Origin of the sequence: Paenibacillus sp. NPDC056933 (genome assembly GCF_042674385.1) — a bacterium.
Lineage (GTDB): Bacteria > Bacillota > Bacilli > Paenibacillales > Paenibacillaceae > Paenibacillus.
Window position 1 is genome coordinate 300,734 of the sequence record NZ_JBHUQN010000003.1, and the last position, 25,145, is coordinate 325,878.

General features: G+C 42.2%; 30 protein-coding genes. 18 read left to right on the forward strand and 12 right to left on the reverse strand.

Going from position 1 to position 25,145, the window contains the following annotated elements:
* Positions 1-411 precede the first annotated feature (411 nt).
* On the reverse strand, positions 412-651 hold the full coding sequence (locus tag ACFTRD_RS21575) for a hypothetical protein (protein WP_379383601.1): 240 nt from the start codon (positions 649-651) through the stop codon (positions 412-414).
* A gap of 210 nt (positions 652-861) precedes the next feature.
* Between ACFTRD_RS21575 and ACFTRD_RS21580 the strand changes: the two genes are divergently transcribed.
* A complete protein-coding gene (locus ACFTRD_RS21580) occupies positions 862-1,443 on the forward strand; it encodes a hypothetical protein (protein ID WP_379383603.1) in 582 nt (193 codons plus the stop codon).
* A 30-nt stretch (positions 1,444-1,473) separates the two neighbouring features.
* A complete protein-coding gene (locus ACFTRD_RS21585) occupies positions 1,474-2,049 on the forward strand; it encodes a hypothetical protein (protein ID WP_379383605.1) in 576 nt (191 codons plus the stop codon).
* Positions 2,050-2,074: 25 nt separating this feature from the next.
* Here ACFTRD_RS21585 and ACFTRD_RS21590 read toward each other — a convergent pair whose 3' ends face one another.
* The 3 genes from ACFTRD_RS21590 to ACFTRD_RS21600 form a co-directional block, all read right to left on the reverse strand.
* A complete protein-coding gene (locus tag ACFTRD_RS21590) occupies positions 2,075-2,260 on the reverse strand; it encodes a hypothetical protein (RefSeq protein ID WP_379383607.1) in 186 nt (61 codons plus the stop codon).
* A gap of 191 nt (positions 2,261-2,451) precedes the next feature.
* Complete coding sequence (locus tag ACFTRD_RS21595) at positions 2,452-2,673, reverse strand: hypothetical protein (RefSeq protein ID WP_379383609.1); 222 nt, start codon at positions 2,671-2,673, stop codon at positions 2,452-2,454.
* Positions 2,674-2,857: 184 nt separating this feature from the next.
* A complete protein-coding gene (locus tag ACFTRD_RS21600; RefSeq protein ID WP_379383611.1) occupies positions 2,858-2,992 on the reverse strand; it encodes a hypothetical protein in 135 nt (44 codons plus the stop codon).
* A 411-nt stretch (positions 2,993-3,403) separates the two neighbouring features.
* Here ACFTRD_RS21600 and ACFTRD_RS21605 point away from each other — a divergent pair, with 411 nt between their 5' ends.
* The 7 genes from ACFTRD_RS21605 (at position 3,404) to ACFTRD_RS21635 (ending at position 7,129) form a co-directional block, all read left to right on the forward strand.
* Positions 3,404-3,892, forward strand: coding sequence for a hypothetical protein (locus tag ACFTRD_RS21605; protein WP_146217237.1), 489 nt, complete (start codon positions 3,404-3,406; stop codon positions 3,890-3,892).
* A gap of 125 nt (positions 3,893-4,017) precedes the next feature.
* The gene (locus ACFTRD_RS21610; RefSeq protein ID WP_379383613.1) at positions 4,018-4,719 is read left to right on the forward strand and encodes a hypothetical protein; all 702 of its coding nucleotides are present in this window, start codon (positions 4,018-4,020) and stop codon (positions 4,717-4,719) included.
* A gap of 838 nt (positions 4,720-5,557) precedes the next feature.
* Positions 5,558-5,926, forward strand: a complete 369-nt coding sequence (locus ACFTRD_RS21615) for a hypothetical protein (RefSeq protein WP_379383615.1) — start codon at positions 5,558-5,560, stop codon at positions 5,924-5,926.
* Positions 5,927-5,929: 3 nt separating this feature from the next.
* The gene (locus ACFTRD_RS21620) at positions 5,930-6,094 is read left to right on the forward strand and encodes a hypothetical protein (RefSeq protein WP_379383617.1); all 165 of its coding nucleotides are present in this window, start codon (positions 5,930-5,932) and stop codon (positions 6,092-6,094) included.
* Positions 6,095-6,339: 245 nt separating this feature from the next.
* Positions 6,340-6,603 carry a hypothetical protein gene (locus ACFTRD_RS21625; RefSeq protein WP_379383619.1) on the forward strand — a complete coding sequence of 88 codons (264 nt, stop codon included), beginning with the start codon at positions 6,340-6,342 and terminating at the stop codon, positions 6,601-6,603.
* Positions 6,593-6,961, forward strand: coding sequence for a hypothetical protein (locus ACFTRD_RS21630; RefSeq protein ID WP_379383621.1), 369 nt, complete (start codon positions 6,593-6,595; stop codon positions 6,959-6,961). The genes ACFTRD_RS21625 and ACFTRD_RS21630 overlap by 11 nt, the downstream gene beginning before the upstream one ends.
* A gap of 3 nt (positions 6,962-6,964) precedes the next feature.
* On the forward strand, positions 6,965-7,129 hold the full coding sequence (locus tag ACFTRD_RS21635; protein ID WP_379383623.1) for a hypothetical protein: 165 nt from the start codon (positions 6,965-6,967) through the stop codon (positions 7,127-7,129).
* Here ACFTRD_RS21635 and ACFTRD_RS21640 read toward each other — a convergent pair.
* The 3 genes from ACFTRD_RS21640 to ACFTRD_RS21650 form a co-directional block, all read right to left on the reverse strand.
* Complete coding sequence (locus ACFTRD_RS21640; protein ID WP_379383625.1) at positions 7,122-7,418, reverse strand: hypothetical protein; 297 nt, start codon at positions 7,416-7,418, stop codon at positions 7,122-7,124. The genes ACFTRD_RS21635 and ACFTRD_RS21640 overlap by 8 nt on opposite strands.
* A 1,071-nt stretch (positions 7,419-8,489) precedes the next feature.
* Complete coding sequence (locus tag ACFTRD_RS21645; protein ID WP_379383627.1) at positions 8,490-9,230, reverse strand: hypothetical protein; 741 nt, start codon at positions 9,228-9,230, stop codon at positions 8,490-8,492.
* A gap of 155 nt (positions 9,231-9,385) precedes the next feature.
* Positions 9,386-10,123 (reverse strand): hypothetical protein, encoded by a 738-nt coding sequence (locus ACFTRD_RS21650; protein WP_379383629.1) that lies wholly within the window; start codon positions 10,121-10,123, stop codon positions 9,386-9,388.
* 1,036 nt (positions 10,124-11,159) lie between these two features.
* Between ACFTRD_RS21650 and ACFTRD_RS21655 the strand changes: the two genes are divergently transcribed.
* Positions 11,160-11,396, forward strand: coding sequence for a hypothetical protein (locus tag ACFTRD_RS21655; protein ID WP_379383631.1), 237 nt, complete (start codon positions 11,160-11,162; stop codon positions 11,394-11,396).
* A 772-nt stretch (positions 11,397-12,168) separates the two neighbouring features.
* Positions 12,169-12,918: a hypothetical protein gene (locus tag ACFTRD_RS21660; RefSeq protein ID WP_379383633.1), complete on the forward strand. Its 750-nt coding sequence runs from the start codon at positions 12,169-12,171 to the stop codon at positions 12,916-12,918.
* Between the two features lie 23 nt (positions 12,919-12,941).
* Here ACFTRD_RS21660 and ACFTRD_RS21665 read toward each other — a convergent pair whose 3' ends face one another.
* The 3 genes from ACFTRD_RS21665 to ACFTRD_RS21675 all read right to left on the reverse strand — a co-directional run bounded on the left by ACFTRD_RS21665 (position 12,942) and on the right by ACFTRD_RS21675 (position 16,004).
* Positions 12,942-13,424: a cell wall hydrolase gene (locus tag ACFTRD_RS21665; RefSeq protein ID WP_379383635.1), complete on the reverse strand. Its 483-nt coding sequence runs from the start codon at positions 13,422-13,424 to the stop codon at positions 12,942-12,944.
* Between the two features lie 325 nt (positions 13,425-13,749).
* On the reverse strand, positions 13,750-14,595 hold the full coding sequence (locus ACFTRD_RS21670; protein WP_379383637.1) for an aldo/keto reductase: 846 nt from the start codon (positions 14,593-14,595) through the stop codon (positions 13,750-13,752).
* Between the two features lie 182 nt (positions 14,596-14,777).
* Positions 14,778-16,004 (reverse strand): MFS transporter, encoded by a 1,227-nt coding sequence (locus ACFTRD_RS21675; RefSeq protein WP_379383639.1) that lies wholly within the window; start codon positions 16,002-16,004, stop codon positions 14,778-14,780.
* A 164-nt stretch (positions 16,005-16,168) separates the two neighbouring features.
* Here ACFTRD_RS21675 and ACFTRD_RS21680 point away from each other — a divergent pair, with 164 nt between their 5' ends.
* The 3 genes from ACFTRD_RS21680 to ACFTRD_RS21690 all read left to right on the forward strand — a co-directional run bounded on the left by ACFTRD_RS21680 (position 16,169) and on the right by ACFTRD_RS21690 (position 17,791).
* Positions 16,169-16,564 carry a winged helix-turn-helix transcriptional regulator gene (locus ACFTRD_RS21680; protein WP_379383641.1) on the forward strand — a complete coding sequence of 132 codons (396 nt, stop codon included), beginning with the start codon at positions 16,169-16,171 and terminating at the stop codon, positions 16,562-16,564.
* The gene (locus ACFTRD_RS21685) at positions 16,561-17,238 is read left to right on the forward strand and encodes a TIGR00266 family protein (protein WP_379383643.1); all 678 of its coding nucleotides are present in this window, start codon (positions 16,561-16,563) and stop codon (positions 17,236-17,238) included. Before ACFTRD_RS21680 ends, ACFTRD_RS21685 begins: the two co-directional genes overlap by 4 nt.
* 91 nt (positions 17,239-17,329) lie before the next feature.
* The gene (locus ACFTRD_RS21690; RefSeq protein WP_379383645.1) at positions 17,330-17,791 is read left to right on the forward strand and encodes a MarR family winged helix-turn-helix transcriptional regulator; all 462 of its coding nucleotides are present in this window, start codon (positions 17,330-17,332) and stop codon (positions 17,789-17,791) included.
* A gap of 164 nt (positions 17,792-17,955) precedes the next feature.
* Here ACFTRD_RS21690 and ACFTRD_RS21695 read toward each other — a convergent pair whose 3' ends face one another.
* Positions 17,956-18,930: an aldo/keto reductase gene (locus ACFTRD_RS21695; protein ID WP_379383647.1), complete on the reverse strand. Its 975-nt coding sequence runs from the start codon at positions 18,928-18,930 to the stop codon at positions 17,956-17,958.
* Between the two features lie 113 nt (positions 18,931-19,043).
* On the opposite strand from ACFTRD_RS21695, the gene ACFTRD_RS21700 reads away from it, so the two are divergent.
* Complete coding sequence (locus ACFTRD_RS21700; protein WP_379383649.1) at positions 19,044-20,075, forward strand: LCP family protein; 1,032 nt, start codon at positions 19,044-19,046, stop codon at positions 20,073-20,075.
* A gap of 251 nt (positions 20,076-20,326) precedes the next feature.
* Positions 20,327-22,915, forward strand: a complete 2,589-nt coding sequence (locus tag ACFTRD_RS21705) for a DUF2339 domain-containing protein (RefSeq protein ID WP_379383650.1) — start codon at positions 20,327-20,329, stop codon at positions 22,913-22,915.
* Positions 22,916-23,308: 393 nt separating this feature from the next.
* Here the strand turns inward: ACFTRD_RS21705 and ACFTRD_RS21710 are convergent, their stop codons facing one another.
* Complete coding sequence (locus ACFTRD_RS21710; RefSeq protein ID WP_192271799.1) at positions 23,309-23,464, reverse strand: hypothetical protein; 156 nt, start codon at positions 23,462-23,464, stop codon at positions 23,309-23,311.
* 222 nt (positions 23,465-23,686) lie between these two features.
* Between ACFTRD_RS21710 and ACFTRD_RS21715 the strand changes: the two genes are divergently transcribed.
* Positions 23,687-24,358 carry an FHA domain-containing protein gene (locus ACFTRD_RS21715; RefSeq protein WP_379383653.1) on the forward strand — a complete coding sequence of 224 codons (672 nt, stop codon included), beginning with the start codon at positions 23,687-23,689 and terminating at the stop codon, positions 24,356-24,358.
* Between the two features lie 157 nt (positions 24,359-24,515).
* Positions 24,516-25,094, forward strand: a complete 579-nt coding sequence (locus tag ACFTRD_RS21720; RefSeq protein ID WP_379383655.1) for a class I SAM-dependent methyltransferase — start codon at positions 24,516-24,518, stop codon at positions 25,092-25,094.
* Positions 25,095-25,145 lie beyond the last annotated feature (51 nt).

Sequence of the window (25,145 nt, forward strand, 5' to 3'; positions counted from 1 at the left end):
TTTGATTACAACATTTTGAATTGAAGCACGCAGTAGACAAGAAAAACCACTGATCTTTGATTGAACTCCACCTCCAATTGGTAGTTGTGTCTAACAATGGGGGTGCAGTTCATCTTCGATCCGGTGGTTTTTCGCACATACGAATGATATTCTCGCCGTGGGTAGCATCCGGCAGTTTGTCTTGATTGTCCTGATGCGGTCATCAGCACTAGGAATACAGAGCTTTTCAAAATATTGAATTACTTTATTCCTGACGATATTCTGATAATGTCGTAATGCATCGCCTCAATGCGAAAAAAAGCCTCTCGTGCCGATGAAAAGAGCGCCCCGTTTAAGGCGCTCTGCGTTTCTGTACCTCACTGTAAACCCAACGGACCCAAGATAAAGAGGGAGGCTGATTGGCTGAGTTCTTTATCTTTTTTGGCAAGTGCAAGAAAGCGTAATTGGTCGAAGCCCTGTAATTGGATCAACCTTGTATTGCTTGATGTACATCTTTCTAAGTTCGGCAAGCTGGTTGGACAACTCAAGCCCAGATGCAAACAGCAATTCTCTCTCCTGTTCATCAATTTCCTCACAGACGCAGTTAGCGTAGGAAAGAACAGCTAAATGGACAGATCGAATACTTTTAAGTAATTGATCACGACAAATCATGTCTAGACCTCCTTAGAATGAAAAGTTTATTAATCTAACCACAGAATATCATATTGCGTAACGCTACGCAATATGATATTCTGTGGTTAGAGCTTTGAAGTGAACAATACAGGTGAGGGGTTCACATGTATTGTTACAACCCCATTAAATCTCTACAGTTCAGGTATTAAAACAAAAATATCCCAGAACGGGAGAAAAGGGTGATCGAAGATGCAAAACAGATTCGTAAAAGCTATTCAAGACAACGTTGCCTATGATGAAGGCTTTCACACAGCAACTCCATTATCTCAAAGTGATTCTATTGTTGGGAAAATCCTTAATCGATTGGATGTAAAGAAATTCGTGAAGTTTAATCAACTTGATCTTAATAACATTCAGAAGCATGTATACCGCGGTGCGAGATACTATGCTGTATTGATTCCAGTCTTAAAGCGTAATATTGAAACTTATGTAACTGTGCTTGTGCAGAACAGCGATGAAGATGATATGAAGACGAAAATTTTCACGATGGATTATAGTTCAAATTTGGAACTGAGATATGAAGATCTGAACGGTAACCTTGAAGTGACTGGAACATTTAACGGTGATTATGAACTTGTTCAATATAAGCGGGAGACGAGTAGAGATGTGACTACTTTAGATTTGGCGGATTGTTTACAGAAAGAATGGGCAAATTTGCCTTGGTATATTCAAGCTGCGTGTGGGGGATCTTGTGCGTCCTGTTTCGGTTTAATTGTTCCTGCATGTGTAGTATGTGCTGGTTGTTTGGTTGGTTTTGGTATTAATTGTTAAATGGATATTAATTATAATGGAGGTATTTCTATGATTGAAAATTTAAACTTGTATCCGAAAGAAGAGTTCCACATTGCTGCTAAGGTAGATATTAGTGATTCCCTTATCCAGAACCTAAGCAGCAATGCTGACTATGTAGCGTTGGCAGCTAAGTATATGCTTGTTATGGGTGAAGCAGAATGGCACTATTTTAAAGGGATTCCAACAAAAAACTTGCTTATTCCTATTCAACAGGAAACGGATAACGTCAATAAATTTATTGCAGTATACTATGATGAGCAACAGCTCATTAAGAAAGTCAAAATTATGTCTATTGAAAAAATTCAAAATGGTTTCTCACTGGCCTTCTCTGATGCAGAGGAAAAACGTGAGGTCAAAGGGATATACAAGCACAATAAGTACATTGAAACACAAGTGAACGGCCAAGCGATGGTTGTTCAAGGAGAAGTTACAACTATGGGACTTCAGGATTGCCTACAGGCTGGATTTGAGGGCCTTCCGTTATGGCTTAAATCGTTTTGTGTAGTAGCTTGTGGAGCTGTATGGACAGGAGCTGGTCTCGCAGCTTGTGCAGGATGTTTGGTAGGTTTAGGAATCGACTGCTAAAAAGTATGAGAAAAAAAGCCGGGGCTTAGTCCTGGCTTTTTTTTTCTCTGTACAAGTTAGAGATAAGAATGATAGCGATCCCAACAACCATTAAAATGATACTCATTGTTTTATATAGAGTAAATTCTTCAATGATCATGAAGGCTAGACCTACAGCAAATATTAAAGTCCCAAGAAGCGTAAGCAATTTTCTTATCAATGATTTGCTCATAATCTTCATCCCCTCCTTTATTATGTATACTGCTTTCAAAAGGCAGTATATTGAATTTATTTACATTATAACCTACAAACGGTACACAAAAAAGCTAAATGGGCTGTTTAAGGTCAGAAAGGAAAAACACATACAAACCCCGTTAGATTTTCACGGGTTTGTATGTGTAATACGAGATGAAAATTTCAATATTAGCCATCTTTCTTTTTGTCCTGGCGAATAGCTGGTTGTGAAGAGCTCTGATGAAATGTCCTAACTAAAAGATTCATTGTCTTATCAAGCTGAGCCAACCGCTTCTCTAATCCGTCCATTTGCTTGTTAAATTTTACAAGAATGGTTTGAAGTAGAATGAGACAAAGGGCAATGGGGAATCCAACGTTACCGATTAGCTGAATAACAGCCTGTAGATCCATAAGAAAGACCTCCCTTCTTTAGTTTCATTATACTATATTACGTAACGTATCGCTATATAATAAAACGAGTTATAATAAATGTCACAATAGCATATATACGTGTTATAACAGGGGTGAATAACGATAGGATGATGTTGATGGAATCGTTGCTTTGCGATAGTAGCTGCCTTCACGCCGAATGCTTCTAATCGTGTGTTGTACGCCTGAGACGTGTATTGGAAGCCTTCATCCGAATGGAGTACAGCTTCCGTGACGTCTCTTTTTTACGTTCACTGTTCCCCGTATCCAATACGAGTTGATCATCGTTCCGTTTGGACAATTGCCAGCCACAATCTCGTTGTTGATCATGATGTAAACCTACTTAATTATGCAAGATAATTAACAAACACAGAATAATATATTGCGTAACGTTACGCTATATGTTATTCTGTGTTTAGAGCTTTAAAGTGAACAATACAGGTGAGGGGTTCACGTGTATTGTTCCAACCCCATTAATCTCTATCTTCATTTGAAAATTATTCTTCAAAATTCAATGGATGAAAGGTTGATGAGCAATATGGCTTTTAAAGTAGAAGTATGTCCTCCGTGTAATGCTCTAGGATATGATATGCATGACATCCGTAATAGCGCAGTTAGGAAATGGCTCTACTATGCCAATGTTTACGGAAGTGCTTATAGTATGAATCCAGGTTTGTTACTTGCAGTAGTAAGTATTGAATCAGGAGGTGTCGTGTCTGCTGGACCGTACTATGGCTTAACACAAATTGGTACTGATATGCTTAATACGTACAACAAAGCGAAAAACACAAAGTATACCACTGCCGATTTACGTGGTAATGGTAGTCTGATTACGACTGAGAACGCAGCTGGAGGTCTAGCAATTAAAATCTTCGCAGAGTTTATTTCAAGATTGATCCGAACATTGGATGGAGCTACTGATACGTATACCAATGAAAATCTGATTAAACATTCTACTACGAACTGGAACGGAAGTATCTGTGGCGGAGAGGTTATGAATTTCACCCCGTTCACTGCCGAAAATGGGGGAACTACGACAACACGGGCCACCAGATTGTCTCATAGTTGCTATGGACAAAACGTTTATAATTTGATGAATTATGCCAGTGCATGGTGCGGTACATCGCCATGGTACAGTAATCAACTGTCTGATGTATCTTTCACAACGACCTACCGAAAAGCTGTCGGTCAAAACGTGTAAACATTTAAAAAGCCGTTAAATAGAGAGGGGAAACTTCCCCTTCTCTATTTTTATTTTATGGAATTTAGTGTAAAATATGAATATGCATTGGTATTAGTGTGAGGTTCATAATTATAAGATTGTGGGTGGTTAATATTAAGCTTTTACGTCTATCTATTATCATTGGGTGCTTAGTATTTATTTTATCAGCATGTAGTTCACAAAATCCAGAGAATGATGACGCTAAGGGTGATGGTGCATATCAAGAGTGGGTGCAGAAAATTAAGACCGTATTTGGAGATAGATCATATATACTTCCAGACTACGATCCTAATGTTGGACCGCTTGAAATGGTGTATGGAATATCTTCTACAAGTTATTCACTAGATCTATACCGATCAGACGCTTATAGTATCCAAAAAGACCTTTCCGGGCTTCATACTGTACATGATCTCTATTATTCTTATTCAAATAGTGAAGGAAAACAACTTTTAGAGGACACCGAAATATTGTCTCGTTTTGGTGTTGAAGGTGAAATTAATAGAAGGGAAATTACTAAGGGTCAGTTTATTTTAAATAACACTCTTTTGGAATTTCAAAAGGAGAACAGCGATATAAAGATATATGAACTTAAAGGATCTCAGGATATCCAAGGAAGAGCAGATACCATTATAGATTTTTTGAAAAAAAAAGGTATTAAATTAGGCCAGGTATTAATATTTGATTTAGAAGACCGTAGAAACTTGGAACTTTACTTAGCCTTCGATAATAGCCTTCAAGTAATATCTTTTACAATTCAAAATCTTAATGAATTGGACAAGTATTTAGCGGAATTAAATATACATTAAAGAAAAAGGGCATTTCTAGTTTAGATCTAGAGATGCCTTTTTTGCCATGTACAATCTAGAAAGGTGTGAGTCTTCAGGAACAGAAGGATGATCTGAAAGGAGGATATTTCTGAGCGTCCATAGAGTCGAAAAGAAAAAAATATGTTTTAAACCTCAATAGAATTAACGGAGTTTAAAAGTATAGTCAAGGGATGCGACGTCAACCATCATCCTTTTTATCTGGGCCATGAAGCGTTTTTGGTGTGCTTTGATGAAATGTCCTAACCAGCAGATTCATTGTCTTATCAAGCTGAGCCAACCGCTTCTCTAATCCGTCCATTTGCTTGTTAAATTTTACAAGAATGGTTTGAAGGAGAATGAGACAAAGGGCAATCCAACGTTACCGATTAGCTGAATAACAGCCTGTAGATCCATAAGTAAAACCTCCCTTCTTTAGTTTCATTATACTATATTACGTAACGTATTGCATCGCTATATAATAAAACGAGTTATAATAAATGTCACAATAGCATATATACGTGTTATAACAGGGGTGAATAACGATAGGATGATGTTGATGGAATCGATAGAAAAGCCTTCTAGGCTCACTGTGTATTTTTTCGAAAAAAGCTAGAACGGAGTTTGCTGAACATCGCTAATAATACTGGATTATCTCAATCGCAGCTGGTAGTGATGGCTATGCATAGTTTAATAGTTAGCTATAAGGCTTAAGGAAATACAATTTATTCAGAGTATTGGTTCAAATGGTAATGAAAAAGAGTTATAAAAGAAAGGGTAAACATATTGTGAGGCGTTACGAATCGCTATATAATATCCATAGCTGAAAAGGAGGGTAAATATGAAGTACAGTATCAACTTATTTGGATTTATGGTCGACTGTGATATTAAAATCACTGGTGAGCATTTTGGCGTAGAAGTACCGGTGGAAAATCAAAAGGCATTGAAAAATTACTTAATACGCGTATTACCTAAGTATGGAAGAGAAGCTTCTAATGATTCGTCCTTAGATTCTTTAGTAAGACTTGCCCTGGATGCTGAAAAGACATTAGACGGACGTATGGTAGAACCTAAATTAAAATTGCCCTATGAGTTTCAGCCTGAAATTAAAGAAAAGCTAATTGAGGCAGCCGCGTTACAAGAGATATCAGCGACTCAATTATTGATTCGTATCATTGAAAATAAATACCAAGAAATTATGGGGGAATAAATAATGGCATACGGAAATAAAGTTAAATTCCATTATGACGTACCTGTGTATATAAAAAAGCAACTTGCTACGACCGCAAAAAAGCTGAATATGACAGCAACTGAACTGTTATCTAAAACCATTGAAGAAGAATATGAACGTATGATAAGTGAAAAAAAGGCTAAGTGAGATTAGCCTGTATAACCAATTCGTGCATTCTATGGATTTGCCAAAAAAACCTTAGTAAGAATAATTTTGACCAATATGGTCATACGAAAATACATGAAAAACAAAATAGTTTTCTGATCTGTTGCCTTCGTTTAGATAAACATAGACATAAAGGAATTTCTGTATTTTTTATGGTTTTTAAGATGTATGTTACAATAACATATATTATATGCTATAATAAAATAGATAAAGATAGGGGGATATTAATGAAATCAAAAGAAAAGCCTTCTAGGCTCACAGTTTATCTTCCGGAAAAAGCTAGAGAAGAGCTACTGAATATTGCTAATAATACTGGCTTGTCTCAATCTCATCTGGTAGTTCTTGCTACACATAGTTTAATAGCGAATTATAAGACTAAAGGCAATACAATTTTTTCAGATTTGTTAGGCATTGGTTCAAATCTAAATGGAAATGATTTGAACCGCTATACAATAGCCGTAGCTGAAAAGGAGGGTAAATATGAAGTATAGTATCAATTTATTTGGGTTTATGGTGGACTGTGACTTTAAGATAGATGGTGAGAATTTAGGTATAGAAATACCGGAGGAAAATCAGAAGGCCCTAAAGCAGTATTTAATACGCGTATTGCCCAAGTACGGAAGAGAAGCATCTAATGATTCGCCCTTAGATACTTTAGTGAAACTTGCCTTAGATGCTGAAAAGTCATTAGATGGTCGTATGGTTGAACCAAAGTTAAAATTACCTTATGAGTTCCAGCCTGAAATTAAGGAGAAGCTAATTGAAGCAGCTGCATTACAAGAAATATCAGCTACACAATTATTAATTCGTATTATTGAAAATAAATACCAAGAAATTATGGGGGAATAAATAATGGCATACGGAAATAAAGTTAAATTCCATTATGACGTACCTGTGTACATTAAAAAACAGTTAGCTACGACTGCAAAAAAACTGAATATGACAGCAACGGAGCTATTATCTAAAACAATTGAAGAAGAGTATGAACGTGTGACAAGGGAAAAAAAGGCTAAGTAATATTAGCCTTTAGGACAAATTGATTTATCATATTGATTTGACTTGAGGAAAGACTTTGATAGGAATAGTCTTCTCCAATTTGATCACATGAAAAAAAATGATAAATGGTATACATTTCCCATGGGTTGTGTTCAATCAGATAAACATAGGCATTAGGTATTTCTGTTGTTACATGACAATAGAATTGAGATGTCGGACTAGCATCCACGATCCCCATAATATGTTGCTTTACATCCACTGGCAACAAAATGGAGCAGTTTTCAGGAAATTGATTTTCATATACTAACATAAGACAAGAGACCCCCTTTTAATTGAATAACCGTTTCTGTACTTGGTCTGTCCATTATACCAAACGTACGTTCGCGTGTTAAGGGTGTAATTTCCACAGGAGTATATTTTTTACGTCTGAATGGAGCCGTATGTTTCGATTTTTCAGGTTACAATATTGACTCTTCGTTGTTATTTTTATCAAATAATGTATTTTGAGGGAAGTGTGGTAACTTCATTTACTATAGATTCCTTTTTTTTGAAAAAGGTATTTTTTATATCATACCATGATGCGTAGTAATACGCTACGTTATAATTGTGGAATAGTAACTTTTTTCATTTATTCTCGTTCTATATAAGAATTGATTTATGTGGAAATGAAGCGGGGTGAAAAAGTGAAGGGAACGCAGAATAAAATGTACTTAAATTCAAACAAAAAATCCTTTTTTTAAATTTAATGGAAATAAGGTAGGACCTGCATCTGCAGGCGCTATCTTATTTTATAGCATCGTAAAGCTCTGTCATCCGGTCTGCTAATTCCGATTGCGGCTCCATCCGCTGATGATTCATATCGGTAGGCATCATATATGACACTTCTTTCTCCTGTTCAAAAATAGTGAGATGGAACAAAACCCCTGTTGTATCTTCTTGGTCCGGATCAAGTACGATTTTTAAGTGGCGTACCTTTTCAATCCATTCCTGAATTAGTGGTCTTTGCTTACTTCCATCTTGTTGTTTAATAAAAAAGGGTAAAGGGGCATCCTGGATGCAAACTATAAGCTCTGGAAGAATAATGAGCTGTCGGCTGTAGAATTTATGAAGAAGCTGGATCTGAAGAAGAACACTTATTACAAAATAGTGAGGTAATACGGGGCTATTGAAAAGTAGTGAGATCCGTTATCCTGTGAAACGCTAAAAAGGCATGACTCTTTGTTAATTGAGTCATGCCTTTTTTGGTTATCAATGATTAGCTCATGAGTTCAATTTTTACACTGTTTGCTCCAGAAGGTTTACCAATGCCTACCCATGCGCGATATGTCAATTCTACACCACGATTAGCAGGTGCAGTATCGGTTACCCGAACAACGATAGATTAGTTGTTGGAAAGGTTTGTGACTCTAATATACTTATTACGGTATGTGCTGCCCCAATTGTTGGTCGATGTCATGGCACACGTTAAATCGACAGGGTGAAGCACTTCTCCGTTACCCGCAGTGACGTTTGAAATATTCTGATACGCGCTCAGGTCGCTGTAGCCTGAGCATGATGGAGAGGTTGTGCCAGCCGGAGTACCTTGGCACGGGTGGCCGTAAAAATCGCAGCGTGCACTGGAAGAAATGACACTCTGCACAGAAGCGCTTGTATTTGTCGGAGCGACGAGCGCTCTAAGTGGGTTGTGACCGGCTGCGCTGGCAAAGTTCGGATTAACTGCCGCACGAATTTGGTTCGCGGTCAATAGGGCATTGTGCCACGGCACAGGGCCGGATGCCGTCATGATTGCCGTTTGTGTGGTGCTTGATCCTGTGTTGCTCCAGTGGGTCGGTTCATAGAGTTTAGACGGATGTTGTTTCCAACCGTCACTACCGTTTGTGTCGTACAGATAAGTGACCAGGCCTACATTTCGGCGTACACGTGGACAACTAATGACATATTGTCCGTTCTCATATGATGGAGTAATAAAGTCAAGATCCCGGTTAGGATCGGCAAAAATGTAATTCAAACGCTGCTTAACGGCATCTACACGAGAAAACGTGTCACCAACAATATATTTTCCATTAACGTACAAACCATATACGTCACCAGTAATTAAATTAATAGTAGCAGTATTAGCCATGAGAAAATCCCTCATTTCATTTTAGGATGAAAGAGATGGGACATTTAGAATAAGAGGGGTCCCTTCCTTCTCATTCCAAACTCTCTTTCTGATTTATAATAAAATGTAGCGTACCGTTACGTAATATAAAATCACAAAAAAAAGCCCGAAGGCTTCTAAGGAATGAGCACTAACTGGTTATCTTCAATCTTCCATTGTGAAACCTCGCCTTTGACCACTTCTGCTTTGAAGATGTTGGTTTCCTGGTCATACATCACGACAGCGGCATTCATGACTTCATTAAGATTTACGCTTACCAGGGAATCATTCTCCATTTTATAGATCGATGTTTCCGCTGCTGTACCCACGGTAGCAACGATCTCCTTAATCCCGTCCTGATCAACATCAGCCTCCACAGTATGTGCTTCTATATGCAGCACCGTTGGGGGGGAAGTGCTAAGCGACATATAATTAGAAATTGGGGCATTAGCTCCAACAGAGCCGGTCACTTTAACGTAAGATTGACCCAAAACATCAACTGTACTTGTCGAAAAGTCGCTGGCCCCTTCATACCCGATCTGTCCCATATCATAAGTTCCGTCTTTGGATTGAAGTGCAGCATAAATTTTCTCTACATTATCATTCTTTTTATAAGTTAAAACCGTGGATTCATCAACTGCTTGACTCTTCAATTGTTTAGATTGCTCTACTGCATTGATTTTGGTTAGTGGCTCGGCAGTTAAAGACGTTGTATACTTCAACTGAAACTGCTTTGTTTCAGGTGCTACTACATTGGCAGCAGGTTGCTCCGTTGCACTGGTAGTACTATTCGTTGCTGAAGGAGCATCTGAAGACGGCGTGCTACATCCCGTAACCACTCCTAATAAGATTAATGCTGCTACTTTTTTTTTCATTAAAAACCACCCCTCTTTCGTATTTGCTTTGATCTTTGACACAGATTTCAAGCATTATAGTTTCGTCTTTATAGACGATAACATTCGCATATTTGTTGTGAAAATATCCAATTTTTTTTAATTTTTTATCTCAAAGGTAAATGTGTGAATGGAAGATACACCTGATTAAAGTTGTTGAAGTTTGCCAGGGCAGGAACCAGCCATAAAAGATATTCCGTCATTATATGGTACATATGGGCAAGAACTGTTGGGGATTCAGCAGCTCTAACCGGGAAGCCAGTTAACTTCACCTTGTCTTTTGGATCGGCTTCGATAAGTGTTTGCGGAGCGGCCGTTTTTGTTTAAAATCCGAACGTTATTATCATGGCCAACGTGCCAACATTGTGTAAAACCTGAACGGAGCCAAGGTCAAAGGCATAGCGGTCCAATCAGGAAGGCATGGCAGCATCTTGTCCGCTTCGCTACATCATCGTGCCAGGGACCTGTGAGCTGAAGCAGGGAAGGTCGGATAAATGCCTATGTATAATTTGAGGAGAAATCTATATATGAAAGCGGGAGATTACGATTAAGAAACATGCTTTGCTGTTAGCGTCGTCGGCTTTATTATTTAGTTTGCTTGTTGCCTGCAATAATCAGCAAGATGCTGGACCGGCTACCCCTGTCAATACTGAAAACCAAGAAGGCACTCAAAATTCTAACAATTCATCTAGTCCAGAACAAAATCCTTCGGGTGATATAGCTAGTGTATTCCCTAAAACTTATCTCACCGATTCTATTACGATTGATTCAGTTAATGAGGAACAATCGATTCGTGCAGAACAAACAACGGATAAGGGAACACTCCTTATGGTTTCCAGTGGTAAAGAAGAACGAGGACACTTAAACGTATCGAGTACAATGGCCAGGATAAAGTTTTACTCGAGCTGCCGGCATATTTATTTGTCCAGCCGTCTGATCAAAAACTAACTTTTGAAAAAGTTAGCTTTAAAAATGCTGAAGTTTATGTTCTCACCCCACAATATCAAACAGGCATGGCTTGGAAGGGTATGTATTCGCGATCGACAAACAAAGTGGTGAGGCATTCCCACTAGAGATTGTTAAAGGGGACCAAACATCTAAGACACTTCTTTATTCTGAGACTGAACCAACACTAAATATTGAAAATGATGATTTAGTTGTTCATCCACCTGTGGGTGCTGGGACGTCTGTTGAAGATACGAAAGACGTAATTTACAAATTAGACTTGAGTAATAAGCAGTTAATTGCTGAATAAAAAGAAACTCTTCCGCTTAAAGGCGGAAGAGTTTCTTTTTATTCTACTATTTGAATACTTTAAAGGGCTTAGTATAAATTCGACAACCCATATACATTCGGATCAGTCTTTTGGATATAGTGTAAAGTGTTCAAGCAAGTGTTATTTGAGCTTATAATGGTTGTATCCATTCCATTATATCCTGCTGTAGCCCATAGGCGTCGTGTACTTATGCTATTAACGGCATACGAACTGCTAGTGCAATAAGAGGTTGCAGGGACCCCCATACTTTGCCCAATAGCCAACACTTAAAGCATTTGCTGCTGCACTTGTTTAGCGAATCTCAAAGCGAAGGGAAAACTAAAAAAATTTCAAGTGAGGTGCATTGGTAGCGTTACACTGTATGGTTCTCTGTTGTGTTGCGATTGTCGTATCTATGTCAATAACATTGGCTATAATGGGCATGGCTAGGGATTTAATCATAAGCATAAGTAAAAGTACATTGGGTGTTCCTGATTATTGGGAGTACCCTTTTTCGTTTAACAAGTTGTAACCATGGCTTGGTTTAAACCAAGCCTATATTCTAACCTTTTGCTCAAAATAAGCAATCCCATATACAGGAGTCGTTGAGGGAATATATTTAGTTTCTTCAGCGTAGTTTTCTCGAAAGGGGACTATAGTAATATTCTGGAGTTGAAATGTTACTTTTTTTAAAAAATAAAATACATTTTTTAAACTTATTGGATTTAAAGAATGTGTATACTAAAAAAAACTTGAAATGGAGGATATATATTTGAAAAAAATTATTATTGTCACAGTGGTAGGAGCTATTTTGTTATCTGGATGTGGGATGAATAATCAGTCATCAAGTCCAGCAAAGATAGATAAAAACGCGTCCAAAGAAAATGCTACAACGCCAGCTACATCGACTCCTAATACACTATTATCCGAGACTTCAGACAAGAAAATTGCTATTTATGGTGTTCAAGATAAAGCACAAAAAGACATGTTTTCGTCATTAGATGTCGTAATAAATGGAGAAACGAAAACATTCAATTGGATCAATGTAACGAACCCCTCCTTTTATCCGCAAATATCGGTCGTTGATTTAAATGCAGATGGGAAAGATGAAATTGTCATTGTTTTGACCAAAGGCACAGGGACTGGAGTACATGATTCAGAAGTGCATGTGCTTAAATCAGATTTTACAGAAATATCAGTTTCGGATCCAAGAAAATTCGTTCTAAGTAATATTAAAGTTGATCTAAAAACAGATAAGGGCATTCGGAAGTATACACTTTCCGTGGATGGTCAGGAGCACTTATTTGAATTCAGTGAGAGCGATTCAAACGATTGGTTTGAACAACCGACGGTTCAGAATATATTGAGATTTGGAATAAAGGATAATCAACTTATTGCGGAGTTACCAATTCAGATTTCAACAGGTAATTATTTAGGAGATGCGATAGTCAGATTTGCATTTGTTAATGGAAAATTAGAACCGTCTAAAATAGAGATTACAAAAGAAGGAAGCTCATTATGAGCTTCCTTCTTTTATTCTGAGTATTAATAGCCTTCAACTCTGTAAAACGTGTGGTCTCCAAGTACTTTCTTCTCTACAATTTTTTTGTTGCCTGCACCAAAGTTCCAATACTCTGTAGTCCCGGATTTAATTACTTTAGAAGCAAAGTAGGTGTTGGTTACAAACCATAAGCACGTTCCAATAGGGTTAGAAAGACGTGAAGAGGCAAGTGCTTGTTCAACCGAATCACTCCAAGCTGTACTCGATGTATTGGGTTGGCGGGCATTACTACTCGTCATTCCTTCAAAAGCATTTGTTTTAAGGATGACACCCTTGTACGTATTTCCACCAAATTCGCTCAAGTTTTTGTCAACACGGTTACTCACTACCCATGCTACACCAGCTTTACCGGTTTTGGACTGTGTAGATGCCTCAGAGTAAATGAGTCGTGCCAGCAAGTCAGTTGTATCAAGGTTATCGAATTCTGTCAGACCAGGTAAATTCGGAAGTGGATCTCCCATTGCCATAATAAATCGCTCCTTCATGATTATGATTTATCAAGATGGGGGGTTCTCTTCTTCTGAATGCCCCCTGCAATCAGTTAAGAGAAGATCTTGTAAACATATAATATCATATAGCGTTACGTTACGCAATATAAAATTAATTAGCATGTTTTTATATTATCCGGGAACGTCTTTTTCTTAATCCGTTTAATAGAGAAGAAGCACAAATAAAAAAAGCCGATTGAATAAACAATCGGCTATGGGCGAGAAACTTTTACAAGTTAATTCGCCCTTTAATTTTAACAATCATGAGGAAAAACGAGATGAGACCCTAGACATATTTTTCAAATCAGAAATCAAAGTTGTCCGGGTCAGGTCCAACGCGAACATCTTCGTTCAGAGCGCTAATACGCTCCATCTCATCACTGGACAGTTCAAAGTCGAAGATGGAAGAGTTCTCGACAATACGTTTTTCCTTAGTAGATTTCGGAATGGTGATGACTCCGTTCTGCAAGTCCCAGCGAAGGATAACTTGTGCTACAGATTTACCTTTCGCATTGGCAATCTCGGTCAGGACCGGGTTGTCCAGAAGTTGACCCTGCATCAGCGGGGACCAAGCTTCCAATTGAATTCCATTGTTCTCACAGAATGCTTTGAGTTCGACCTGGGTCAGACGAGGGTGGTACTCCACCTGATTGATCACCGGCTTCACTTCGGCATCCTGCATCAGGTCTTCAAGGTGGTGAATCTGGAAGTTACTGACGCCAATGGCTTTAATGCGGCCTGCTTTGTACAGCTGCTCCATCGCTTTCCATGCGGCTTTGTATTTGTCTGCTTTTGGCCAGTGAATCAGATACAGGTCCAGGTATTCCAACCCAAGTTTGTTCAGCGTTGTCTCATAGGCCGCAAGTGTCTCTTCATATCCAAGATCTGCGTTCCATACTTTGGAGGTAATGAACAGATCTTCACGCTTCAGATTATTTTCCTTCAAAGCCTCGGCAATTGCTTGACCCACACCGGATTCGTTGCCGTATATAGCGGCTGTATCAATACTGCGGTAACCGTGAGCAATCGCTTGTTTAACGGCCTCGATGAGTTCAGCTCCTTCTTCTACCTTAAATACGCCAAGTCCGAACCAAGGCATTGAAATGCCATTATTTAACGTTACAGTGGATTGTAAATGTTGTGCTGTCATGTGAAATCCTCCTCAAATTTTGTATCATTATAATTATATTTCTTTTCAGTTTAGCCCAGAGAAATTCTTCAATTAGATCACTATAGATCACTATGGATAAAATTAGAATCAACGTATTATATTAGAATACAATATTGGGCGAAACCGGTTCCGTATGATGCTTCATCACAGGGAAATGCATGTTAGCCTGCGGTTCTGACTGGATCTGACACTGTCTCTGATGGAGAAGAGGGATCTCTGCGATCAAGCACTCTTGCCCAACCTGTCAGAAGAACGGCAACCAGGACCATAATTGCACCAACCCATGTGGTATGAATCAGACCGATGGAGTCGGTAATTACCCCACCCAAATATGCGCCTATGGCGATTCCTGCATTAAAGGCCGCGATGTTGAAGGCGGATGCCACGTCTTTGGCCTGCGGTGCATAACGTTCTGCGAGCGTCACGACATACATCTGAAGTCCGGGTACATTCATGAAGGCAAGCAGACCCATGCCGAGAATGGTGATTAATGCTGCCAGCTTGAATGGAACGGTGAAATACAGTATGCCCAGAATGACGGTCTGAATGATAAACATATAGAAGAGCGCTCGTAGCGGATTACGGTTGGCCGCTTTTCCTCCGATAATATTGCCGATGGCAATGGCGATTCCGTACAGCAGCAGTATTCCCGCGACCGTTTTCTCGGAGTAACCGCTGATATCATGCAATAGTGGAGACAGGTAAGTGAACACGACGAACGTACCCCCATATCCTACAGCGGTAATGGCAAAAGCCAACAGCAGCCGCCCGCCCGTTACCAGCTTCAGCTGTTCGCGGAAAGCAGTCCGCGTCCCGCGTTGCAAGGTTGACGGGACGAGAACCATGTTGCCGATGAAGGCAACCACTCCTACGACAACGATCAGAATGAACGCTGCTCGCCAGCCCCAGTTTTGACCGATGAGTGTTCCCAGAGGTACTCCCGTTACTGTCGCAATAGTTAAGCCGGAGAACATGATGGCAATGGCGCTCGCCCGTCGGTTTGAAGGGACCAGGTCTGCCGCAATAGTAGAACCAATGGACATGAATACCCCGTGTGCCAGAGCGGAGACGATTCGCGCAATGAGCAGCATGGTAATTCCGCTCGAGAGTGCCGCCATGGTGTTACCAGCGATAAAAACAACCATGATCGCAAGCAGCAGCGTCTTGCGTGACACCGTTGACGTCATTGAGGTCAGAATCGGTGCCCCGAAGGTTACGCCTAATGCATATAAAGTAACGGTCAGTCCCGCTGTCGTTACGGAAATGCCCAGGTCATCTGCAATGAGGGGCAGCAGTCCGACACTGATAAATTCAGTGGTGCCGATGGCAAATGCACTGATTGCCAGCGCCAGCAGTGCCCATGTACTGCGTTTTGAATTTTGAATCATTTATTGCTCAACTCCCCAGAATGTAGATTTACGTACCGGCAAATGCTATTATGAATTATTCAATATAAAATGAATAGTACGTACTTTTTAGTACCCTACGTACTTTTTGGTGCCTATATAGCCATTGCTTTTATGAAATAAGAATACCAGGGAGGACCATCGGCATGATCAGAAAGAAATATAATATTTCGGTTGAAGCGACGCTTGAAGTCATTGGCGGCAAGTGGAAATGCGTCATTTTGTGTCATCTGACACATGGGAAAAAAAGGACCAGTGATCTCAAGCGTATTATGCCCGCAATTACACAGAAAATGTTGACTCAACAGCTTAGAGAGCTTGAAGATGACGGGATTGTGAACCGAATCGTATATAATCAGGTTCCTCCCAAAGTGGAGTATGAGCTGAGCGACTATGGCCGAAGTTTGGAACCGATTCTAAATGCACTTTGTAATTGGGGAGATCAGCATATTATCAAGGAGTACGGAGACAAATCCACGGTGTTGGAGGATAATGGATTAAACGATTTTAACTCTGACAACAAGGAGCTGATGAAGCCATGAACTATGAAATTTTATACGATGGTGCATTTGCGATGCTCAAGGTTCACTTGCAGCGGGGAGAACGGTTCAAGGCAGAGAGCGGGGCAATGGTATCCATGACGCCAACCGTTGATTTGAAGGGATCTGCTGAGGGCGGCATGTTCGGCGGAATCGGACGAATGCTCAGTGGCGAGAAATTTTTCTTTCAGGAATTGACGGCTGCAGGGGGACCTGCGGAAATTCTACTCTCACCATCAAGCATGGGGGATGTGGAGGCGATTGAACTGGATGGCTCTTATTCGCTCTATGTACAGAAAGATGGATTTCTGGCCGGAACCGAAGGTATTCAGGTGAATACCAAAATGCAAAACCTGAAGAAAGGCCTCTTCTCGGGAGAGGGTTTCTTTATTATAGAGATCAGCGGGCGAGGAACCGTGTTCTTGTCATCATACGGTGCAATCCATGCTATCCAACTGGCTGCGGGTGAAGAAGTGATCGTGGATAATGCCCACTTGGTGGCATGGCCCAATTATATGGATTATCGCATTGAGAAGGCTTCACAAGGGTGGTTATCCAGCGTGACCAGCGGTGAAGGACTGGTATGCCGATTCCGGGGTGAGGGGATTGTCCTGATCCAGAGTCGTAATCCGCAGGGATTTGGACAATGGGTGAAACAATTTATTCCTTCGCGCTAATTATTCCCTATAGAATGTACAACGTTGAAACGGATTCGCTTCAACAAACGTTATAAGATTAAGCTCAAGGTATCAACGATGGAGGTATAAGATGAAAATTTCACGATATAAAAACGCACAAGACAGTCCAGGGTACCTGTTATGGCAGGTTACAACGATGTGGCAAAAGGAAATGCGCAGGGTGCTGGAGCCTCTCGGATTGACGCAACCCCAGTTTGTGTTATTACATGCCTGTGTATGGCTGAATGAACACGATCAAGAGGGGAAAGGCGTAACCCAAGTTCAACTTGCCCAATTCGCCAACGTTGATGTTAACGTGACTTCCCAGGTGCTCCGAACTCTTGAAAAAAGAGGACTGATTGTCCGTAATCGTCATCTGACCGATACTCGTGCCAACATTATTACAACCACGCCGGAAGGAACGCGATTGGCAATTGAGGGGATCGAATTGGCTGAGGCAGCAGACAATGCATTTTTCGACCTTGTCAGTGATCGGAAGGATGAATACATGGAGATCATGCAGACATTTATCAAACATAAATCAGATCGTTAGTTCATAGCGATTTTTTCCTATATCCGATTAAACTACAGATTGTAGTGGAAGTGGGACTAATTATAATATGCGAATACGAATACGACATTCAGCATGTCCAACATAAACAAACAAACTAACAAACTAACCTCCCTCGAATTTATTCGCAGGGAGGTTGGTTTGTTTTAATCTAAGCGGTACGTGGCAAATGGCTCACCATGACGGAATGAATTGCTGAGCTGATCCAGCTCGGCGATCATGTCCTTGGTCAGCTTCATGTCCAGGCTGGCGAGATTATGCTCCAGCTGTTCGGGACGGGTAGCGCCCACAATTACGGTTGAAACGGCAGGTCTTGCCAGCAGCCAGGCGAGTGAAAGTACACTCGGGGAGCATCCGAATTCGGCTGCTTTCTGGCTCACTTGTTCACCTAAATTAATGTTACGCTCAAGCAGGAATCGGTTGAAGGCGGGATCGGTAACTGCCCTGGAACCGGAAGGTATGCCTGCTTCACCATTGTACTTTCCGGTTAGAATGCCACCGGCCAGCGGGAAATACGGAATGATGCCGACGCCCTGATCAAGGCACATCGGTATGAGTTCAAGCTCAGGCGTGCGATCAGCCAGAGAGTAGCTGGTTTGGGTCGAGATATAACGTACATATCTTTTCAGCTCGCTGGTGCCAAGAGCTTTCATCAGCTCCCAGGCTGCATAGTTGGAAGCCCCGATATAGCGGACTTTGCCTGAAGTGACCATATCGTCCAATGTGCGCAGCGTCTCATCCAGCGGTGTGTGCGGATCAAAGGTATGGATCTGATACAGATCCACATAGTCCGTTTGCAGGCGCCGCAGGCTATGTTCAAGCTCTTGCTGCAAATGATAGCGTGAGGAACCGCGCCCATGGGGACTGTCATGTCGGGGGAGTCCGGCTTTGGTAGCAAGCACAGCGTTTTCCCGTCGACCTGTAAGGGCCTGTCCGATAATCCGCTCTGATTCCGTTCCGGCGTAGATGTTGGCGGTATCGATAAAGTTGATTCCCTGATCCAGTGCTGCATGAATAATGCGGGTGGAAGCCGCTTCATCCGCGCGTTTGCCAAAGGCATTGGTGCCGAGTCCAAGTGCGGAAACACGTAGACCGCTATTCCCCAAACGTCGATATTCCATCGTTCATCACTCCTTCTGTGTCAGTTCTTGTATAGCAGATTATAACGTAATCTATTGAAAACGTGTTATTAATATAGTTAAATGATTCTAAGACCGTTATTAAAGGAGATACGATGGAAAACAGTGCCGCACATTTAACTAGACGGAAGCCGAAGAAACCAAAGAAAAGATGGAAGAAACCTTTGATTATCATCCTGAGTACTTTAATTGTGCTGGGGGGACTCGGATTTATCTATCAAAAGCAACTCGTCGTGTTTGCATTTAACCTGTTTGCTTCGGATACCGTAAAGGAAACGCTCGATGAATCCTTTAAGCCGGTTGGTGATAAAGATGCACCCGTTGTAGAACACACCGATCCATTCTCGCTGTTGTTGCTTGGTATTGACCAACGGGATAACGAGCCTAGTCGTTCGGATACCATGATCTATTCGGTTGTGCGTCCGGAAGAGAATAAAGTGTTGCTGCTCTCGATTCCACGTGACTCCTATACCGAAATTGTCGGCCGGGATGTGAAATCGAAGATTAATTCAGCCTATGCGCATGGTGAAGCCAAGATGGCGATGGATACCGTGGAGCATCTGTTGCAAAACAAAGTCGATTTCTATGCCGCAATTAATTTTAACGGACTCAAGGATATTGTTGATGCGGTTGGCGGTGTTGAGTTGCCGATCAAAAAGAATATTGAGAACAAGATGAAAGCGCATGAGAAGTTGTTTGTGGAAGCGAACAAACCGATCTATAGCGGTGAAGAAGCGCTGGGCTATGTGCGTTACCGTGAAGACTCCGATTTCAATCGGACGATGCGGCATCGTCTTTTTCTGAGTGCCTTCATGAATCGTGCGCTTGAAGTCAAAAATCTGACCAAGATCCCGGAGGTTATCCAGATTGCCGGATCGAATTTTACAACCAACATGAACTCGGACTTCATCGTGAAATTTGCCGAGTCTCTATATATGAAAGACAGCGCGCCAACAATCAGCAATTACATGCTGAAGGGTGAAGGCGCAACGCGCGGTGGAACATGGTACTATGATTTGTCAGAGAGTGATCTGCAATATGTGCGGACCCTGCTAACCAATTGGCTGGACCCGGATGCCACCGAAATTATGGAACCGGAGACGGCGGATACAAAAGATCCGGCGTAAGCAAGTATCCGAGGCTCAGTAAGATGACCGGAAGTTGTGTACGTGTGCAGAATGACTATATCAATGAATGAGAGTCCGGGAAGCTGATGCTTTCAGGGCTTTTTGTTTATATAAACTTTTGAAAAAATCCAGTAACGACTTCCAATCCGCAGAGAACGGTTGAAATGATTCTATTCCTGAAACCCCATTTTATAGCATACATATAGTAAAATATAGGAAACAAAATCAACATCAACCAACGGAGGAAGCTCATGAAAGAGTTCAAGGATCGGCTTCACCAGGTTCAGGAGCAGCAGAAACAGCTGCTAAAGGAATATAATGCGCTGCTCCAGGAGTATCAATCCGATGACCTGATCGTGCAGAACGAACAGCTGCGAACGCAATATGAAGCGCATCAACTCAAGCTGCAACAACTTGAAGCACGCACTCGCAAGATGGAGGAAGAGAATGCCCGTCTTCGGATGGCTCTGTCCGAACAGATGCTGGATGAGAAATTAAATCTCATTCGTGTATCCCAGGAGAAGATGGAGACGTATTTTCGGGGAAAGACGAGTTTACATAATGATCGGCTCGCGGCGCATGAACATCGTGCCAAAGTGAATTTGAATGCCATATTCAACAGGGCTTCAGAGGAGCTTCAGAGCGACGCCACCGAGATTAAGGAGAGAATTGATGATCTGGCTGCTGAGGTGCAGGAACGGATTGAGGCGCACAGACAGACCCTGTGGGAGAGAGAAGAGGCGCTGCGTGGGCAGATGCAGCAAGGATACGAGCATATGGCGGAAGAAGGCTTAAGCGAAGAAACCATTCAGCGGCGCATTCGCCAGAACCGGATGGAGATGAAGATTGGCCTAAGCTGGATCAACAGGGTCGCCATTCTGCTCATTATTCTCGGGGTTGGAGCGGCGTTTCGCTATTCATACGCTACCTGGTTCAACGATGAGATGAAAGGCGGCGCTTTTTTCCTGCTTGGCGTGCTCATGCTTACCGGAGGTGAATGGCTGTTCCGGCGCAGACGGCAGACGTTCGCGATGGGGCTGCTGGGCGGCGGCATTTCCGTCCTGTTTGGCTCCATCTTCTACAGCTACTTTTTACTGCATATTATCGGGTTATATATGGGACTTGCCTTGTCGGTGCTGGTTTCGGCGTTATCCGTGCTGTTATCGTTAAGGTACCAATCCCGGACGATCTGCTCCCTTGGCTTGGTTGGAGGGTATTTACCGTTAATCTCCTACATGGCCTATTTCGGCCTTCAAGGTTCGGCTGTGTATGTTGCCATGATCTATCTGTTGCTCTTAAACGGAATTATTGTATGGATTTCATTTAGCAAACGGTGGCCGATTGTGCATTATATCAGTTTTCTGTTCAACACACCGTCCATGCTCATCCTGTTATGGCTCTCACCAAGTGAGCAGATCGGCATGGTGTATTCCATTGTGACATTTGCATTATATCTCGGCATTACACTGGCTTATCCCTTCAAACATCGGGTGAAATTAAACTGGTGGGACTTTGCACTGTTGGCAATGAATACGAGTATCAGCTGTCTGATGTTGTATGTATTGTTCGATGCAGCGGGCTGGAATGACGCACAGGGCTTGCTTGCTCTGATTTTCGCTATGGTCTATTTCGGGCTTGCCCGGTTTGTCCAACAGAGGATGCCTCAGGAAAAACAGACCCTTCTATTGTTCTACGTGACTTCCCTGACCTTTGCCATACTGATTATACCGTTCCAATTTGGTGCAAAATGGCTGTCCATGGGATGGCTGATCGAAGGGGTTCTGCTGGTTACGCTTGGTCATCTGAAGCGGTTCAAATGGGTGGAGCGTGCCGGATGGGGAATCGTGCTGTTGTGCATGTTCACCTTTGTGTACTATGATGTGCTGGTTCTGTTTATCATGGGGGAGCAATCCTATTTCATGCTCAAATACTCCTGCATCACGCTGGGCGCACTGCTCATTACACTCTATTACGCCCTGGATCGCAATGGCTCTTTGTCCCAGGAGAAATACCGCTATAGCCTGACAGAACTCAGTTTTCTGAATGCATTCAAGTACGTCACACTAGCCAATCTGTGGTTATACGTGTTGTATGAGTCGAATGAATTGTATATAAAAGCCGTCGATGCCTCGTTCCTGTTATACCTGTTCTACAAATGGCTGATGTTCGCTGCGCTGACCCTTGCCTTGGCTTATGGATTGGGCAAAGTGAAGCTGCTGCGTGATCGGATCGTGCAGGTTTATATCGTCTTCCTGCATGCGGTGGGTTGTTGTATTGCACTGGCAGTAACGTTAACCATGCCAGCACTTCAGCCGGGTGTTCAGCAGCATACGGCGGCGGAAGTTGTAGGATTGCTTGTATTGATTATCTTTAACGTGGGCGTGTTCTTTGCAGGAAGGGATCTGCTGATCGCGGCAATCCGCAGGCAGTTCAAGAGCATTGAGTGGTACCCGGTTATCGCCGGGGTCTATCTGCTGGGTGTGATCACTGTATTCCTGACGATTCAGTTCCAATGGGGAGATATTGGGCTGATTTTCAGCCTGATCTATCTGCTTCTTGCCATCTTGTACATTGCCTATGGGTTCCGTAGAAAATATGTGATGATTCGGCGACTCGGTCTGGGCCTGACGTTGTTTTCCACCGGGAAAATGGTGCTCTATGATGTAGGATTGCTCACATCCGGCAGCAAAATCATTGCGTATTTCAGCTTTGGCATACTGCTGCTCGGGATTTCCTATCTGTATCAGAAGGTGTCGAGCCGGATGGAGGAAATACAGGCCAAAGAGACCGAACGGCCTAATGAATCGGGTCTGCTGGAGGATGAAAAGAACCAATTTTAGGATAGTTGACGCAGCATTCACACTCATGTGAGGAGGAATAGAACATGGGATTTGACTTGAGTATCATGTTATGGCAGTTGTTATGGATTGCTGGTCCTGTAGCTCTCATTGTGTTTGGGTGGAGGAAGTTACGCATTAGAAACAAGCGGCGTTGATGGCATGTAATTCCGCAGTAGCATCACTTTTGAAAGTAGTCATTATCGGGTGAACTTATCTGTATCCATATCATAAAACTGCATTAAAATGAGGCTCTTGAGCGCTGCTTCACAGCATCCAGGGGCCTTATTCTGATGAACGGATTAGGATGTGATCCTAATGCAGCATGGCCTGACCCAGCATAAGATGACATTCATGAAACGTTTTTCGCGGTGATCGCGTTATAATAGAGTAGAATTAAGGATGGGTGTTTAGTTGCAACCACGACGTTTCAGTTGTGGTTGTGCCTTTCAGTGATTCTCCGCCATCATCGTTCATACGAGATAACACGGTTAATGTAATGGACAGGGTGAAGGCGAGCAGCACATATATGAAAATGTTTTTTTTGTTCATAGTGAGGTACCTCTCTTGTTGATTGGGCTAAGGCATGTATACGACCGTTATGAGAAAAAAAGCACAACGTCTGGTATAGTAGAGATAAGCATATAACGATGCCTGTATACACTATATAAATTATTATGAATGCAAACAATGGAACAAATCTGATGAATTTATCATTATTTATGAACGGAACGCTCATAGAGATAGAGTGATATTTGAAGGTGGGAGAATAACATGCGGGAGACGGCAAAAATCGTCATTCGTACGCCAGGGCAGGAAAGTGACGGTTCGTTCGCTTATGTCAGCCAGGGGCGCTCCATTACAGTGGGGCGTTATACGGGTGGAGATGAATTGGACTTGTCTGTCTACAATCAGTTGATATCGAAGCGGCATTGCCGCATCCATTATGATGAGCAGCATCAGCTGTGGATTGAGGATCTGGATAGCAAAAATGGAACGGAATTAAACGGGCAGCGCCTTGTTCCCTATGAGAAATACCCCTTCGCCGAGGGAGACCGACTGACACTGGTCAACGGTCTGATCCAGCTTCGCACAGAGGGGGATCTCGAAGAAACGAGAGAGTATCGCATATCCGATCTGCTGGGTGAGGGTGTGCGTTTGCAGGATCACCTGCAAACCGTGCAGATTGGCGAAGTGGAAATTCCGCTGTCCAAGAAGGAGTACCAGCTGTTCAAACTGCTGTACAGCCAGTTGGATCACTTTGTGACTCGGGAGCAGATTGTTGGCCAAGTGTGGCCGGAGCGAAGCATGCTGGAGAGTGAGTCTGTAGGCATTGACGAGATTAACTCGCTGATTTACCGGACGAATCGCAAGCTGGGGGTTCATTTTACAATCAAGTCCGTGTACAAAAAAGGGGTATACATGAAGTCCCATGTGCCGGATTGAATGCGTGGAATGAGCAGCAGGATGGAATGAGATAAAAGCCAAATTAGAATAAGAAAAAGGGAGCTTCTGCTAGGTCTTTTTTGGACCTGGGGAAGTTCCTTTTGTTATGATGAAGGTGCAAATGCTGCCTCTTAATTAAATCCAAAGGGTTGAGGTTATGTTGATAATTCAATTTATACCATGGCTGATTGCTGTGGTGACACTTATATCCGTGATATCCATCGTGCTGGTCAGTTGGAAAAATGGAATCTCACCGATGCCGACTTCCAGCCTTGTCAGGCAGACAGTTATTCAGGAGGTCAATCGCATTCCCGGTTACGGTGACGTCATTGAAGCGGGCTCCGGGTGGGGAACGCTGGCACTGGACGTGGTCAGGCATTGCCCTGGCAAACGGCTTACGGGGATTGAAAATTCAATCGTTCCCTTGTGGGCCTCCCAACTGACAGCTTTTCTAAGTATCCACTTCCGGCGGGCGAAGAGAAAACGCCATTCTCTGGAGGGGCGGCTGCGGTTCATCCGTGGCAACATCTATACCAGTTCTTATGAACACGCAGATTGCGTCATCTGTTATTTGTTCCCCGGCGCAATGAATCGGCTCATGGACAAATTCAGCCGGGAACTGCCTCCAGGAGCAAAGGTAATTAGCGTTTGTTTTGCATTGCCAGACAAGATACCGCTACGGACCATCACGTGCCGGGATACGTTGCGTACCAAAGTGTATGTATATACGTTTTGATTAGTGGAAAATCATAAAATATGCGCTAATGAACCTAGAAGATCTTAAAAG

Excerpts from the sequence above, each read along its gene's own strand:
- ACFTRD_RS21575 (WP_379383601.1), bottom strand. The coding sequence starts at position 651 with ATGATTTGTCGTGATCAATTACTTAAAAGTATTCGATCTGTCCATTTA.
- ACFTRD_RS21580 (WP_379383603.1), top strand. The coding sequence starts at position 862 with ATGCAAAACAGATTCGTAAAAGCTATTCAAGACAACGTTGCCTATGAT.
- ACFTRD_RS21585 (WP_379383605.1), top strand. The coding sequence starts at position 1,474 with ATGATTGAAAATTTAAACTTGTATCCGAAAGAAGAGTTCCACATTGCT.
- ACFTRD_RS21590 (WP_379383607.1), bottom strand. The coding sequence starts at position 2,260 with ATGAGCAAATCATTGATAAGAAAATTGCTTACGCTTCTTGGGACTTTA.
- ACFTRD_RS21595 (WP_379383609.1), bottom strand. The coding sequence starts at position 2,673 with ATGGATCTACAGGCTGTTATTCAGCTAATCGGTAACGTTGGATTCCCC.
- ACFTRD_RS21615 (WP_379383615.1), top strand. The coding sequence starts at position 5,558 with ATGAAGTACAGTATCAACTTATTTGGATTTATGGTCGACTGTGATATT.
- ACFTRD_RS21620 (WP_379383617.1), top strand. The coding sequence starts at position 5,930 with ATGGCATACGGAAATAAAGTTAAATTCCATTATGACGTACCTGTGTAT.
- ACFTRD_RS21625 (WP_379383619.1), top strand. The coding sequence starts at position 6,340 with ATGAAATCAAAAGAAAAGCCTTCTAGGCTCACAGTTTATCTTCCGGAA.
- ACFTRD_RS21630 (WP_379383621.1), top strand. The coding sequence starts at position 6,593 with ATGAAGTATAGTATCAATTTATTTGGGTTTATGGTGGACTGTGACTTT.
- ACFTRD_RS21635 (WP_379383623.1), top strand. The coding sequence starts at position 6,965 with ATGGCATACGGAAATAAAGTTAAATTCCATTATGACGTACCTGTGTAC.
- ACFTRD_RS21640 (WP_379383625.1), bottom strand. The coding sequence starts at position 7,418 with ATGTTAGTATATGAAAATCAATTTCCTGAAAACTGCTCCATTTTGTTG.
- ACFTRD_RS21645 (WP_379383627.1), bottom strand. The coding sequence starts at position 9,230 with ATGGCTAATACTGCTACTATTAATTTAATTACTGGTGACGTATATGGT.
- ACFTRD_RS21650 (WP_379383629.1), bottom strand. The coding sequence starts at position 10,123 with ATGAAAAAAAAAGTAGCAGCATTAATCTTATTAGGAGTGGTTACGGGA.
- ACFTRD_RS21665 (WP_379383635.1), bottom strand. The coding sequence starts at position 13,424 with ATGGCAATGGGAGATCCACTTCCGAATTTACCTGGTCTGACAGAATTC.
- ACFTRD_RS21670 (WP_379383637.1), bottom strand. The coding sequence starts at position 14,595 with ATGACAGCACAACATTTACAATCCACTGTAACGTTAAATAATGGCATT.
- ACFTRD_RS21675 (WP_379383639.1), bottom strand. The coding sequence starts at position 16,004 with ATGATTCAAAATTCAAAACGCAGTACATGGGCACTGCTGGCGCTGGCA.
- ACFTRD_RS21680 (WP_379383641.1), top strand. The coding sequence starts at position 16,169 with ATGATCAGAAAGAAATATAATATTTCGGTTGAAGCGACGCTTGAAGTC.
- ACFTRD_RS21685 (WP_379383643.1), top strand. The coding sequence starts at position 16,561 with ATGAACTATGAAATTTTATACGATGGTGCATTTGCGATGCTCAAGGTT.
- ACFTRD_RS21690 (WP_379383645.1), top strand. The coding sequence starts at position 17,330 with ATGAAAATTTCACGATATAAAAACGCACAAGACAGTCCAGGGTACCTG.
- ACFTRD_RS21695 (WP_379383647.1), bottom strand. The coding sequence starts at position 18,930 with ATGGAATATCGACGTTTGGGGAATAGCGGTCTACGTGTTTCCGCACTT.
- ACFTRD_RS21700 (WP_379383649.1), top strand. The coding sequence starts at position 19,044 with ATGGAAAACAGTGCCGCACATTTAACTAGACGGAAGCCGAAGAAACCA.
- ACFTRD_RS21705 (WP_379383650.1), top strand. The coding sequence starts at position 20,327 with ATGAAAGAGTTCAAGGATCGGCTTCACCAGGTTCAGGAGCAGCAGAAA.
- ACFTRD_RS21710 (WP_192271799.1), bottom strand. The coding sequence starts at position 23,464 with ATGAACAAAAAAAACATTTTCATATATGTGCTGCTCGCCTTCACCCTG.
- ACFTRD_RS21715 (WP_379383653.1), top strand. The coding sequence starts at position 23,687 with ATGCGGGAGACGGCAAAAATCGTCATTCGTACGCCAGGGCAGGAAAGT.
- ACFTRD_RS21720 (WP_379383655.1), top strand. The coding sequence starts at position 24,516 with ATGTTGATAATTCAATTTATACCATGGCTGATTGCTGTGGTGACACTT.